We start from the raw sequence: 13380 nt of genomic DNA, 5'->3' as shown, positions 1-13380 counted from the left end.
ACTGGTGCACCATTGCATGACACACTGCTACGGACGCACTGTAGCAATGGTGGACGGACTGGTTACACACGCTTGCAGTGTCCGCTGTACCACCAATGGCCGATTGACCATTGGTACTTCGCGGTAGTCAATGATGGCGGTGGTATGGCCCCTGCGACCAACAGTACCGCACCACTGTTGCAATGGTAGACCGATAGTCCGTATCACTGTCGCACAGTCCAGTTTCACTGGTAGCGGCGTACTGAATGGTGACGCTGACCAATGACTGATGGTTGCTGCGCAGATGGTAGCCGGTGATGGTGACGGTATCTGGTGACTGCTGTCCGCGCTCTTCTGTGGTAGCAGCACGCTGAATGGTGCCGCGACGGATGTCCTCGACTGGTGGCAATGGACCGGTGAACTGGTAGCAACAGTCGGACTGCCGGGGTCGATGGTTGTCGCAAAGGTGGCGATTGCTGAACCGTTGCGACCGTCGCACTCGGTACTCGATCCAGGTGGTGCGCTATCGTCATTGCCTGTTGCCTGTTGCCTGTTGCCTGTTGCCTGTTGCCTGTTGCCATCGAACCACTGATGGTTGATTGGTGGTAGCACTGGTAAACGCTGCTGCCGACTGTTGCACCCGCGACTGTTGCAGCGGGCCGTACCAACTGACCATTGCAGACAGTATCTGCAATGGTCCGGTGCAATGGTGCGACTGGTAGCCGTGATACTGGATTGTTCGTCAGCCAGTCAGGTGCATTGGTTTCGACCGGTTGCCACTGCTGCGATAATAACGGGCGGCCCACGAAACAGACCGCATGTCAAGAATTGGATTGACAAGTGCGGCCCATTCAGGCATAATGCGTATCACTGAGTTTTTGATTTCGTTCACGCCTTCGGCTGAACACCACTGAGCGGCTTCTGCCGCAACGCTTCGACTGTTCTGGTCAAGCGGTACATGAATTCCCCCTAGTAGTACCCAAGGCGTTCTCAGGCTTATTGAGTCGTCGCTTTTCGCATGACTTTTGTGCGTCTGGCGAGATGTCGCCCGAGAACTGAACTAACCGCCCTAGCTTCCTTATCGTCTGTCGCCAATAATGCGACGGCGATTCGACTGTTCGCGCCTATGTCGTTCAGTCAATAAGGAATGCTTACTGATGTGCGCGATTACGCGCAATGATCCATGAATCAAGCTAACAAAAATGTAATTTTTTCCCGAGATGTATATACAGCGTTTGTCGAAGCAGGAATCCCGTCGCCGAAGCGCAGGCTAGAAGCCGGTCGGGTCGTCCGATTTCCGACCGACGGTACAGACACCGACGATGCCGGGTGGTGCAAACTCTTCCCTGATGGCGCTGGCGCGGCGTTCGGCGATTACCGCACGGGTAAAACGTATGTGTGGCAACAACGTGATTCCAATGCGCCGCCGCCGTCCGCGAATGAACTGAAAGAGATTCGCCGACGCGCAGAAGAACAACGCCGACAGGCTGCGGCAGCACTCGCAGCCGAACACGCTCAGGCAAGAGAGACCGCCATTCGAATGCTTGCCGACAGCACCGAACTTCAAGCGGCATACCAATACGTGACGCAGAAGGGAATCACGCCCTTCGGCGCACGACAGGCTTCGAACGGCAGACTGGTGCTGCCAGTGTATGGCCCTGACGACGCCTTGCAGAGTTTGCAGTTCATCGATGATGCCGGAGAAAAGCAGTATCTTCCCAAGGGCAAGATGAAGTCCGGGCGCATGATCTTGGGCGATCCTGCTGATGGTTCGCCGCTGATCGCGTGTGAAGGTTGGGCGACTGGTTGTTCCTTGCACGAAGCGACTGGCTGCGCGACGGTCGTCTGTTTCGATGGCGGAAACCTTGCGCGGGTGGCCGAAAGCCTTTGTTCGCGATACCCGAACTCGCGCATCCTGATTGCCGGTGATCTGGACAAATCTGCCGCCGGTGAGCGGTATGCCAACGATGCACTGGCTGCTGCGTCCAATGCAGTTGCCGTCTACCCCGCCTTCGCCGATGGTCGCGAAACTGGCGACTTCAACGACTTGCACCGGGACGAAGGAATCGAGGTAGTCGAGCGGCAACTACATGGAGCACTGAGACCTGAGGTCGTGCCTGTTACAGAGGTCCTAGACCCGATCACGGTTCCAAGCCTGCCCGGATTCGATGTGCGTAACGGCACAGCCACGACATATCCGCTGACGGACTATGGCAACGCGCAGCGATTGGCGTACCTTGTCGGAAACCGCTTGAAGTATGTATACGACGTGAGGAAGTGGTTGGTCTGGGATGGCGCCGCGTGGACGTGGGACGCCGACGGCTCTTGGGTCAATACGCTTGCAGCCACGAAGTTGCCTGAGATGCTGCATGCTGAGGTAGGGCAATACCTGTCGCATTCGGTTGAATTCGCGAAGTGGTCTCGCCGATGCCAGCAACGGAAGACGGTGGGTGATTCTGTGTCGTCGTTGGAGACCTTTCCGCAAATTCGGGTGTCGTTCGCGGACCTCGACGCGAACGAGATGCTGATCGGCTTCGACAATGCCCGACAGGTCCTCGATCTGCGATCCGGTATTGCAAGACCGGCTACGCCGGACGACTACGTAACTAAGTCGATGAACGTGGCCGAACTCGGGGACCCGAATCGCGCCGTCCGCTGGAAGCGGTTTCTGGAAGAAGTCTCGGTCGGTGACGTGGAATTGATCGACTGGCTGCACCGGTACTGTGGCTACCTGCTGACCGCTTCAACCGAGGAACATATTTTCGTGTTTCTGTACGGACACGGGGCCAACGGCAAGTCTGTACTTGTCGAGACCTTGAAACGCATCATGGGCGACTACGCCCGAGTGGTTGCGCCCGAGACATTGTGTGGGGCCAGTCGGCAGGGTGGCGCGGCGACGCCTGACCTTGTGCCACTGATCGGTGCACGAATGGTGATGTCCTCGGAAGCGGAGGAAAATTCCAAGTTCGCGCAGTCCCGGATTAAGAGCCTTGTTGCCGGTGATTCGATGACCGCGCGGGCAAACTACGGGTCGCCGATTGAATTTACGCCGGTGATGAAGCTCGTCATTACGGGCAACCACATGCCGGACAATTCCGGTAACGACGGTGGCTTCGACCGTCGTTTGAGGATCATCCCCTTCAAGAAAACGTTCGCACCCGAAGAGCGCGATCAAGCACTTCCGGCCAAGCTGATGCAAGAAATGCCCCACATCTTCGCGTGGATGGCACGAGGTTGCTTGGAATGGCGTCGCCGCCGACTGACTGACACGCCACGTGTGATTCTCGAAGCAAGCGCGGCGTACAAAGAAGACCAAGACATCATTGCGCAGTGGCTTACCGAGTGTACGAAGTCATCGGCTGGTGATATTTCCACCAAGGACGCCTACGACAACTATAAGGTGTGGGCGCAAGATAGCGGATTACGACCAATCACGTTGCGGCAGTTCAATAAATCACTCCGCAACAAGGGTTGTACAAGCCGGGAATCGAACAAGAAGTCGTTTTGGATTGGTCTTTCCCTTACCGATTCCCGCCACATCTTCCATGATGGTCCGCCACTCGGAATGCAGGTCCATCCGGTATTTAGATCAGAAGCAAACTAATTGCCTTGACCGATCAGTGACGAAGTGACGAATAACACCTGTTTTTGAAAATTTTTTCATATCAATCAAGTAAGAAAAAGTTTTCAGAAATGACCTTCGTTCGCCACTTCGTCACTGGTCTTTTTCCCGGCGTAGGGTTCCCTCCGGGAAGGAGGGAGATCAAGGCGCACTTACGTATTGTCGGATTGTTCAGGCCTGCATGTTCGATAGACAGACTCACAAGTAAGCACGCATATAACTCTTTATTTCGATGCATTCCTTCGTGTTCCGCTGTCGCGGCGTAGTCAACAATGAATGCATGGACACATTAACTTAATATAGAAGCAAACCATGAATCAAAATAAAATTATCGTTTCCAACTCAGTGGAAGCCCTTTTTTACGAAGACGAGAACAACAAGCTTCTGCCTGAAAGCAGTGCTGAAGCCGATCACCTTCCTATCGAAGCGTTGGTAGTTTCCGACCGCGATAGCGACGACACTTGTGACGAAGATGACGACGACTATGATGACGCGTGCGAAGACAAGCCGCGTACATTGGACGAGATATACGAAGCCATTAAGAGACTTCGTAAACAGGTCTGGTATAACCGGTGTTATCTAGCTAATCGGCAAGAGATCGAAGAAGGCGCAGTGAAGATTGTCAGCCACGGTGAATGGTATGCGAACCCTGAGCGTCAAAACTGTATCGTTGACGACATATGGGCCGGTGCGCAGAAGACTGCCAAAGAGATCGAAGACGAGTTTGACGAAGACGATTTGATCGTATTTAACGGCTATGAGTTGGAAATGCTTCACGGTAAGCTATCTGCGCTTCGATGGGCCGTCGGAAACGATTGGGACTTCTTGGACACGTAAGCGTTGAGTGGCGGGTCATTTAGCCTTCATGCGGCTATGCCATAGTTCTCGAAGTCGCGACATATGTGCTGCGGCGGCCTGTTTGGCTTCCGTGCGCGAGAATCCATGCCGCTTAAATTGCTTTACAAGCACATCCTGATATTGCGAATCCCAACCAGGGAACGTTGCTGATGCCGGAATTTCCACCAGTATCTTGGGATTATTGAGGCCAGCCGAAACGGTGCGACCAAAATCTTTTGATTGCAGGTAGACGCCTCTGGCATGGATGATTCCATCAACTAGTCCGCCTTGTTTGGCGACATCGAATGAAAGAACCACTTTCGTATGAATCGGTCTCTTGAATTCAAGCACCAGGAAAGCGGCAGACTTGTCGAACCGGGGTCTTCCCCACGTTACGATAACGTCCCCGGGCGGTGTATCTTCGTGAAGGACGATGAGTTCATGCAAGGGGCGATTTTCATCACAGTCCAAGATGAGTGCCGGAACCAATCTGCCTTCGCCAACGCCAGTCGTTGCGATACCGCCATCAGCAACTATCGGTGTCGGGTTTTGTAATTTACTTTTATTCATCTTCGTCCGCAATGGTCTTTAGAATGTATGCGTCAAGTGATTCTTTCTCCCCGGTGGAGGTAAGTGCCAATATCTGATACATGTCAACCCGCCACGCTTCATAAAGATTTTTCGGTAATTTAAAGTTGATCCAACCTGAGATGGTCGATCTTGGCTGCAAATTCAGCGGTATTGGCAGCGGGGTTAAATCCCACTTCGGCGGGGTGCTGCCGGTGGTGGGGTTCAGGATTATTTCGGATGGCGCGCCCTGTTTGTCATACACGTGGATAACAAGATCAATTCGGATCAGCGTATTCGGTGTCGTTGCGCCATTAGTGAATGAACAGGCGAACGACGCCATACGCAACTCGCCAGATTTCCATGTGACTGCGTCGATAAGATAGGGCATGAGGCTGTCGTGTTTCTCGCGGAAATCCGCCTCACTTAGCTTCAATGCTCTCTTCGCTATATCAGCGCTTCGGTACGCATAAAGAGCCGAGACTATTGCTGCGACAGCAGCACCGGCAGCGATCAATGTGTCAAGTGCCATGGTTGGTTTATCGAAAGATTGCTGTCGCACAGATTTCGGTCTGATGCGTCGTTGCTCTTGTGATCGCGTCGAATGCTGGCGGTCAGCATACTATATCGTTAGCGATATAGCTTTACATTATTTGAGTTGGGATGCTGTTATTCAGGTTCTCTTTAACGAACCGCTCAATTGCTGTTCGTAATCTGACATTTCCGCTGGGAACGCTAATGCCACGGCCACATATGGATTTTGGTGCGCCTCGGAAATGAGACGAAACGTGTTTGAGGACATCAACACCAAAAGCCGATTCTTTCTTTTCGTATGCGCACTCGATCAATTCCCTTGTGGCCCCCACGACTAAATCGGCAAATTGCAGCATGGTGCTGTGATGCATGTTTGCGTATACGGGGCTGTCGAGAAAGCCGAGGTTCGCCAACCGACCGGAACTGTAGTTCACGTCCTTGTCGTAGGTTCGCCCGTGGGAGAAGGCCGACGCATATTCCAGATCGAACGGTTTGGATTTTCCCTTGTCGGGCCAATCGAGGACGACCTGGACGCAATCGGGTTTCCTGTCCCGTGCGTGAAGGCCAAGCCTCATGAGTGCGTTTGAAAAGACGTGGCGTGTCAGCATGTCCTTCTTGTCTTTAATGTTGTCTCGCTTGATGCTGTAGGACTCTATGCACGCAATGATAATGGTAAAGTCGAAATTATTTACCGCTTTAAAGACTTCTTCTCTCCATTCCTTGGACGAATCTCTTAGCCTTGTATACAGGCCTTCCTTATTCTGTTTTTCATAAAGTGACTTTAAGTCCTTGAAATTCCACTTCACCGGCGCTCTGCGATGCCCGAACCGTTCTTTGACTTCCTCGATGGCCTTCCGAAGAGCTTGCTCGGACTGCACGGGTACAGCGACACCACCGAATACAAGGATGTCCGGTATCTCTGCGTCGCGAATCCCGTTTAGCTCTGAATTGTCAGCGTACCAGCGCACGGCGCTCCCCGGAAGTCGTCGATCTTTCGCTTGTATCTATCTCACTACCGCATGATCCAGTGGGATGTGAGTACCCCCGTACAGGATCAAGGTAACTCGACGGCACCAGTTACGTGCTGCGGCATGAAGATGATACCCAAGTAAGCGTTTCGCTAGGACATTTCAGCGCGGCTCCTTTCGGAACGGATATGGCTAACCAGCTTCCGGCGATGTCCGTCGTCGTCCCGCTTCAAATTGCGTGATGGTGCCGGAAGGGTATACATCAGCCGAACCGGTGCTTCGGCGGTTCGATAAACCCCTTGCGGGAACCCAAATCGGTCTGGTGATATGCGAACCATCCTAATCAGACCGACGGGTGACCAGCCAGACCGATGACATCACCGGGCGGATGCTGGATACACTGAATGCGATGATGCCGGATATGCTGGCTGCCGTCGCCCGGAAAGACTATGAGGACCGGCGTTGCCGACAGGCATAGGGCGTCGCCAAGCTGAAGGAAGCGGGTGAAGGTGGGACTGTTCTCCTCTTTAAAGCCATACCAAACACAGGGTTGCAATCGTGAAGAGTACCAAGGTAAAACCAACAAAGGCTTTTCGCGGCGCGACAGTATGGACCATTCTTGCGACTGCTACTGGTAACAATACAAGCACCGCCGAGAAAAACGCGGCTGGTACTGTAAGTACCCACGCGATTAGGTAGTACACGGCAAGGAAGACTGCAAAAAGAAGAGAAAGACATCCGCCGATAGCAATAGGATTGGTTAAATATGGGATGTGGAAGCCAGCCGGCGCCGGTATTCTAGATAGGCTCTCCCAGAGGATTGTCATAAATCGAGTCCCCATGAGTAAGTCGAAGGCGCCAAGAATCACAGGACCAAAAATCAAAAGTCCAGCTTGCGATCCAACCTCGGCGACTGCCTTCTTGTGGTCCATGCACCATTTTATTGAAAACCAACCAAATACGCTTGCCATTCCAACCGTTGAGATGAATCCGGCTAGGAGGCGATTTGCGCCAACAAGTATTGGTAGAACGAAAAACAACACGAATGAGATTGCGGCAATGTAACCGTAGAGCTTTCTTAGGGCGGCCAACCCTTCAATTACCTTAATATCTTTTAGGCGATCATTGAAGCTTCCATAGCCGTCTTCAAGATGCGCTACGAAATCATTAATCTTCGGGTTCTGTCGGGCCATATCACCAGCCCAATAAAATCCAATAAGAATTTGAATGAAAGCGAGTGTAAGTTTTAGCATGGTGGTTTTTAACTTGTCAGGGTGGATTTATTATGAGAATAAACTCATTTATGCTGTCCACGAAAACCAGTGTGCGCGAGGTTGTATTTGGGGCGGCAGGCCAAAATTAACATGAATTCCAATTTGAGGCGGTCCATGTGGTCTTCGACGTTCACGAAGCGCATGACGACCCATTGGTTCCACCATTCTTTTAGCTTGTGAGGCGATGTCTCGTCATGCTGACGTGACTTAACGGTCCTTCCCGTCTGTCCGACATATAACGCGGTTCCTTCAGCCGAGTAGTAAACGTAGACCGCACCGCTTCCTACGTCCCCTAATTGTCCCCGCGCAAAGAACGTTTCACGTGTTTTCGGTGCCGACTGAGCTTCGAACCACTGGCACGCTAGGGCTGCGGAGGAGTCTATAGATTGCCTTAGAAATTCAATTGTTACAGTCATTGCGATGTCGTGTCGTCGCCGCTGTGCGCCATTGCGGAAAAGCCCGGTGTCTTGTAGTCGGTTGTTCAATCGTCATGGGACAAATGTTAGTCCACACACCGGTTGTCGGCACACTCGCCTTAGTTCTTTAAGGCCCTAGACGAATTTCGTAGCAGACGTGTATACCTTCGAGAACCAGTGTTTTGGTGGTTCTAAATCCGACCGGACACCGGTGTGTCTGGGCGAAGCAAATCGAACTAGCCATCGATGAAGTGCTTCAACGATTAATATTGAAGATCTAGCCGGTTAATTTTGTGGAAAAATCAATATTTCAGGAATCGCCTTCCATTTTGTTTCGAGTTCGCGACGCAACATCATAGCTATGTGCTCGTTTGGCGCGATAAGAGATTGGACGTCCTCTTCCGAGAAGTCTATATATGGATTGTCAGCTTGGAGGCAAATTCTGACTTCGTGCTCCTTCGTGAAATCATATCCGACCGGATATCTTGAGTAATGCGAAACCGATAACTCTGCTTGTCCGTTGATGATCTCAATTTTAGCGACCTTAGACTCAAGAAAATCAGGCCAAAGTTTTGCTGGTTTTCGAAATGTAAGTAGTTGTCGCCTAAGCAAGTCAAGAGTTTCGCTGTGTTTTTCTAGCGCTTCGTGATATTGAAGGACCAGCGGATCAGTTTTGAGATCGTCGATCTCGTAGTAAAGGACTGGACGTGCCGCCATCCTCTTAATGAATTGATTCGTAAACGCAATTCCTAGTTTTCCATACTCACCCGAATGTGGTGAGGATGCCAGTTTTCGGAAAGGAATGTCGGTCATGCAAAACATGCAGACTTGATTGGGCAGGAATGAAACCGGTGGCGGGCGTTTCCAATTTTCAATAACTATGCCGTTGCCACTTCCAATCTTGGAATTTCCTATGTCGCCCCAAAGGGAATTAGGATTGGGAAATGCGGGAATGAATTCCTCGCAAGTAGAACCTCGAAGGCGCTTGGGGATTAATATATACTCAAGTGTTTTTTCCGCTTGTGAGTTGATATTTCCGGTTTTTGCGTCGCTTCCGAATGCAAAGTGTATTTTCATTGTTGAAGTGTGTTTGTCGATCCGGGGGTATTTCTTAAAATGGATTTTGTATGGACTGATTTTCGGTATTTTTTGATAAATGTTGGTTGCACGGAGAGTGGATTTTGCCACATCAGGAATGGAACTTGGATTCGCACGGCGAATCGATGGTAGGCACCGCTACATGGTTCAGCCACCCAAGGAGGACCGCCGGCCACATGTTGCGCATCGCAGCAGGCGAATAGGCTAGTCTCAGCGCAAGGACGTGAATTCGCGTCTTGCAGTAGCCCTCTTACGCACGGAAGTAGATTCGACCCGAGCGCCACGCAATGGGTCGGAGGGATGTCCAAAATCGACCGGTGCCGTACACCCCGGTTTTGACCTGTACGAAATATAGCTTGTATACGTATCGGACACCTGGTAATATTCGTACTCCCATTTCGGACATACACAGGTGCCAATGACTCGACTATTTTGCTATTGCCGCGTATCGACCGTCGATCAGACGACGGACAATCAAGTACAAGAAATCGAAGCAGCCGGGTTCACAGTAGCAAAGCAGCGAATCATCACCGAGACAGTTTCCGGGTCCGTGCCCGCACTAGAACGCAAGGGTTTCGCGAAGCTCTTGGATCGGCTGGAAGAAGGAGACTTGCTGATCGTCACGAAGCTCGACCGGCTCGGAAGAAACGCTATTGATGTTCGTGCAACGGTCGAACGATTGGCATCTATCGGGGTTCGCGTCCACTGTCTGGCCCTTGGCGGCGTGGACCTGACAAGTCCGGCTGGTCGGATGACGATGCAAGTGATTAACGCCGTCGCCGAATTCGAACGCGATTTGTTGATCGAGCGTACTCAGGCTGGGATTCGTCGCGCTCGGACTGAAGGAAAGACGTTCGGGCGTCCGTCCGCACTTTCCGAAGCGCAGCGTGCGACGGTCATCGGCCAACTGAATGCGGGTGTGTCCATCGCGCAGATTGCCCGAGAGATGAAAACCAGCCGTCAAACCGTCATGAGGGTACGGCAGTCGATGGCATCGATGCAGAACGACCTGACCGGCATTGGACCTGATGGCGTGCCATGCGCACTGATTGACTGGTCGGATCGTCGCAAGTCGCGCGGTGCATGACCAGCAGCCACCAGACCAACATGCAGCCACGAGAATCGGTTACCGCGCAATCGGCGGCTGCTTCATAAGCCTACAGCGTCATCGCGAAACGAGTTCGGCCATCGTGACATTCAGAGCGATGGCGATCCGCTCGATATTACAGATCGAAATATTGCGCTCGGCACGCTCGACCGAACTGATGTAGTTCGGATGCAGTCCCGCCGCTTCCGCAACTCGTTCTTGCGTCAACTCTTTCTCTTTACGAATGCGCCGCATGTTCGTCGCGAACAGCCGCTGCGCATCACATGTTTGAGTTGGGTTAGCCATGCCGGAAGTGTCCCGGCGTCGCTCGTCAAAAACCACACACTTTGAGTTTGGTTTTCGGTAAAGTTTCGGACTTGCGTCCGTGATGGGACCGATGGCGTGTCCCTATCGAGGACCAGAAGAAGCACAACAACGCGGGGGAACCTATATGCAGAACACTCAAAATCAGGCGATCTGGAATCCATCGACCGTCTCCGGTCTCAGTTTCGTCTTCACGCCCGCCTTCGGTTCGTACCTACAAGCGTCCAACTGGAAGGCACTCGGCCAGCCGGAACGGGCAGCCGCTTCGAAGGTCTGGTTCCTCGTCAGTCTCGTCGTCTTGGCGGCGATGGCGGCAGTGACGGTCGGCTTCGCGGGCAAGACTGCCGCTGGCAATGACGCCATTCGCGGGTTCATCAACGGCGGCGGGTTGATCTACTTCTTCATTTGGTACGTCGCATCGGGACGACATCAGGTTCGCTATGTGAAGGAAGGTCTTGGGAAGACCTATGCGAAGAAGTCGATGGTGAAGCCGGTGCTGGCGGCGCTGGCATGCGCTGTCGCATATGCTTTCGTCGTGTTCGGTCTTCTATTCGTCACGCATGGTTCGGGTGACGATGACCCCCACGCCGCCGAACCCGCTTCATCCGGTGGATCGTCGTTCAGTCTCGCCAGCCTGTTCGATGGCGCTGCAAAGCTGGACTGTGGCGCAGTATCGGTGAAGCAATACGTAACCGATACGTACAGCGGTCAACTCGCCAAGTCCGGTATTCCTGACCTGATGTGGGCGCTTGCCGACAAGCGGATCAAGGTGAGTCTCGACGCGATGCATGAGACGGCACGCAACGATCAGTCGAAGAACGTCCAGTGTGCGGCGAATCTCATAATCGAATTTCCGAAGGACGACTTGGAACGGGCGGCGCATCAGAGTGAAATCTTCACGGCCATGATGCAGGTTCATGGCTTTGCGCCGGTCTCAGATACGACGATCACCATGCCGATCACGTACCAAGTCGCGACACCGGCAGATGAAGCCGAGCGGAAACAAGGTGTCCAGATCGTCTCCGTGGACGCGGGGGGCGATGCTGCGACGGACAAGCTGCTGCGGACGTATGCCGCTTACTACGAAGTCTTATCGTTCTCGACGCCCGACATCACCGCCGCATCCGTGAACACAAAGCCGTGGGACAAGGACTTCAAGGACAACGCGATCCAATCGTGCAGCAAGTCGCTCGGCGTCGAAAAGTGCACGTGCCGCATGAACGCATTCGAAAAAATCGTCGGCGACAAGGACATGGGTCGGATCGGCTTCACCATGCAGACCAGCATGGTGTTCGGCGGTCGATATGAAAACTTCAAGAAGCTGGCTGCTGCGCTCGATCAGCAATGCCCGATGACGCAAAGCCTTGCGGCGGTTCTCGGGGATCATGGTGCAGTGGCCGACGTACCGGCATCGCCAGTGCCGGAGAGTACAGCGGTTCCGGCCAGTGATGTGACGCAGCCGGAAGCGGGACAGTCCACACCAGCGGCCATCGTCGCATCGTTCGATTGTTCGAAGGCGGCTTCGAAGATCGAGAAGCTGATTTGTTCCAGTCCGCAGACGGCGGATGCAGATCGCCGACTTACGGCTGTGTACCATGCGGCGGCGTCCAAATCGGCGGATCAAGCGACCCTGAAACAGCAGCAGCGGGACTGGTTGAAGGAACGCAACGCGTGTGACGATGCAGCGTGTTTGCTCAATGTGACTGCTGCACGCATCAACGCGTTGTCTGCGATGTGACTGATTGTCGATATGGGTAACATAAGGGGAATTCAATGAAGAAATTGATTATCGGTTTGTTGCTGGCTGCTGGCGTGACGGCAGCGAACGCACATGTCATCGGCACGATCACGGACGGCAGCGAGCGCGTCACGCTGACTGACAAGCGTTCGTGTGATGGCTGCGAATATGAGGCCAGCACGACCGCGAGCGGCATGAATGCAAGCTGGAACTACACCGACATCGACGGCATCATCGAAGTTGATGAATCCGATGGCGTACATCCAGCGGAGACGCGTAAGTACAACCTTGGCAAGGATGTACATCTGACCACGTTCGGCAAGAAGTTCGCCGGTCCGGCGAACGACTAAGCCCGCAAGGCTGCCATAGCGGGACGACAGTACGCCGGATGTCGTCCCGGTTGTTCAACCAAGACCGGCAGAATCCACGGAAGGAGAGCCTATTGACGAAAATCTTCACGGAAGCTGAGATTTCTATCGAAACCCTTGACGCACATCTCCGCGATAGCGGCTTGATTCCCTACGCGGTGCAGCCCGATTGCATCCGGCTGCGCACGGAAACTGGCGTAGGCTATCGCATCTCCATCATCACGGACCGAAAGTTCATTCGGTTCAGCACGTATCTCCCACTGAACCGGCAAGCGCCCATCGGCCAGAAACATGCGCTGGCGAAGCGGCTGAATGAAGACGTGTTCCTTCCCGTCTTCACCATCGATACGGATGAAGACCTGATCGTGGCATATGCAATGCCGTTCAGCGGGGGACTGATTGCCGGAACCTTCGTGTCTATCGTGAACAGGTTCGCGTCATTGCTGGAATTCATCGTCCAGACCTATGACGATGACGGGCTATTCGACTTCGGCGGTTCCGGCACGGTGCCAGCCGTTGCTGAGGCCAGTTCAGCGCCGACCGGTGGTGAACTGCTGCACTGAGATGC

12 protein-coding genes and 1 pseudogene are annotated in these 13380 nt (G+C 53.3%); 6 read left to right on the top strand and 7 right to left on the bottom strand.

Annotated elements, in window-relative coordinates:
• The first annotated feature begins 1162 nt into the window (after window positions 1-1162).
• Together DLM46_RS01720 and DLM46_RS01715 are read left to right on the top strand one after the other, a co-directional pair.
• Window positions 1163-3583, top strand: coding sequence for a phage/plasmid primase, P4 family (locus tag DLM46_RS01720; RefSeq protein WP_115098973.1), 2421 nt, complete (start codon window positions 1163-1165; stop codon window positions 3581-3583).
• Between the two features lie 330 nt (window positions 3584-3913).
• Window positions 3914-4438 (top strand): hypothetical protein, encoded by a 525-nt coding sequence (locus DLM46_RS01715; protein WP_115098972.1) that lies wholly within the window; start codon window positions 3914-3916, stop codon window positions 4436-4438.
• A 15-nt stretch (window positions 4439-4453) separates the two neighbouring features.
• Here the strand turns inward: DLM46_RS01715 and DLM46_RS38925 are convergent, their stop codons facing one another.
• The 6 genes from DLM46_RS38925 to DLM46_RS01680 form a co-directional block, all read right to left on the bottom strand.
• Entirely contained in the window at window positions 4454-5008 is a 555-nt protein-coding gene (locus DLM46_RS38925) for a hypothetical protein (protein ID WP_133300288.1), read from the bottom strand.
• Window positions 5001-5537: a hypothetical protein gene (locus DLM46_RS01705; protein ID WP_115098970.1), complete on the bottom strand. Its 537-nt coding sequence runs from the start codon at window positions 5535-5537 to the stop codon at window positions 5001-5003. The genes DLM46_RS38925 and DLM46_RS01705 overlap by 8 nt, the downstream gene beginning before the upstream one ends.
• Window positions 5538-5649: 112 nt before the next feature.
• Window positions 5650-6507 (bottom strand): DUF3800 domain-containing protein, encoded by an 858-nt coding sequence (locus DLM46_RS01700; RefSeq protein WP_165847892.1) that lies wholly within the window; start codon window positions 6505-6507, stop codon window positions 5650-5652.
• 527 nt (window positions 6508-7034) lie between these two features.
• Entirely contained in the window at window positions 7035-7760 is a 726-nt protein-coding gene (locus tag DLM46_RS01690; RefSeq protein ID WP_133300287.1) for a hypothetical protein, read from the bottom strand.
• A gap of 44 nt (window positions 7761-7804) precedes the next feature.
• Window positions 7805-8197, bottom strand: a complete 393-nt coding sequence (locus tag DLM46_RS01685; RefSeq protein ID WP_115098967.1) for a GIY-YIG nuclease family protein — start codon at window positions 8195-8197, stop codon at window positions 7805-7807.
• Between the two features lie 285 nt (window positions 8198-8482).
• Window positions 8483-9385 carry an abortive infection system antitoxin AbiGi family protein gene (locus DLM46_RS01680; protein ID WP_133300286.1) on the bottom strand — a complete coding sequence of 301 codons (903 nt, stop codon included), beginning with the start codon at window positions 9383-9385 and terminating at the stop codon, window positions 8483-8485.
• Between the two features lie 328 nt (window positions 9386-9713).
• Between DLM46_RS01680 and DLM46_RS01675 the strand changes: the two are divergent.
• A pseudogene (locus DLM46_RS01675) lies at window positions 9714-10286 on the top strand (recombinase family protein); the annotation flags it as partial.
• A gap of 174 nt (window positions 10287-10460) precedes the next feature.
• Here the strand turns inward: DLM46_RS01675 and DLM46_RS01670 are convergent.
• Window positions 10461-10637, bottom strand: a complete 177-nt coding sequence (locus tag DLM46_RS01670; RefSeq protein ID WP_244305784.1) for a helix-turn-helix domain-containing protein — start codon at window positions 10635-10637, stop codon at window positions 10461-10463.
• A gap of 196 nt (window positions 10638-10833) precedes the next feature.
• On the opposite strand from DLM46_RS01670, the gene DLM46_RS01665 reads away from it, so the two are divergent.
• The 3 genes from DLM46_RS01665 to DLM46_RS01655 all read left to right on the top strand — a co-directional run bounded on the left by DLM46_RS01665 (window position 10834) and on the right by DLM46_RS01655 (window position 13375).
• Window positions 10834-12444, top strand: coding sequence for a lysozyme inhibitor LprI family protein (locus tag DLM46_RS01665; RefSeq protein ID WP_165847891.1), 1611 nt, complete (start codon window positions 10834-10836; stop codon window positions 12442-12444).
• A gap of 35 nt (window positions 12445-12479) precedes the next feature.
• Window positions 12480-12794 (top strand): hypothetical protein, encoded by a 315-nt coding sequence (locus DLM46_RS01660; protein ID WP_115098962.1) that lies wholly within the window; start codon window positions 12480-12482, stop codon window positions 12792-12794.
• A gap of 92 nt (window positions 12795-12886) precedes the next feature.
• Window positions 12887-13375, top strand: a complete 489-nt coding sequence (locus DLM46_RS01655; RefSeq protein WP_115098961.1) for a hypothetical protein — start codon at window positions 12887-12889, stop codon at window positions 13373-13375.
• Window positions 13376-13380 lie beyond the last annotated feature (5 nt).

Origin of the sequence: Paraburkholderia lacunae (assembly GCF_003353175.1) — a bacterium.
GTDB lineage: Bacteria > Pseudomonadota > Gammaproteobacteria > Burkholderiales > Burkholderiaceae > Paraburkholderia > Paraburkholderia lacunae.
This window is presented reverse-complemented; position numbering and strand designations above follow the sequence as displayed.

Bases quoted from the DNA above. Each gene is read 5' to 3' on its own strand.
- DLM46_RS01720 (WP_115098973.1), top strand. From the start codon at position 1,163: ATGAATCAAGCTAACAAAAATGTAATTTTTTCCCGAGATGTATATACA.
- DLM46_RS01715 (WP_115098972.1), top strand. From the start codon at position 3,914: ATGAATCAAAATAAAATTATCGTTTCCAACTCAGTGGAAGCCCTTTTT.
- DLM46_RS01660 (WP_115098962.1), top strand. From the start codon at position 12,480: ATGAAGAAATTGATTATCGGTTTGTTGCTGGCTGCTGGCGTGACGGCA.
- DLM46_RS01665 (WP_165847891.1), top strand. From the start codon at position 10,834: ATGCAGAACACTCAAAATCAGGCGATCTGGAATCCATCGACCGTCTCC.
- DLM46_RS01670 (WP_244305784.1), bottom strand. From the start codon at position 10,637: ATGCGGCGCATTCGTAAAGAGAAAGAGTTGACGCAAGAACGAGTTGCG.
- DLM46_RS01685 (WP_115098967.1), bottom strand. From the start codon at position 8,197: ATGACTGTAACAATTGAATTTCTAAGGCAATCTATAGACTCCTCCGCA.
- DLM46_RS38925 (WP_133300288.1), bottom strand. From the start codon at position 5,008: ATGAATAAAAGTAAATTACAAAACCCGACACCGATAGTTGCTGATGGC.
- DLM46_RS01690 (WP_133300287.1), bottom strand. From the start codon at position 7,760: ATGCTAAAACTTACACTCGCTTTCATTCAAATTCTTATTGGATTTTAT.
- DLM46_RS01705 (WP_115098970.1), bottom strand. From the start codon at position 5,537: ATGGCACTTGACACATTGATCGCTGCCGGTGCTGCTGTCGCAGCAATA.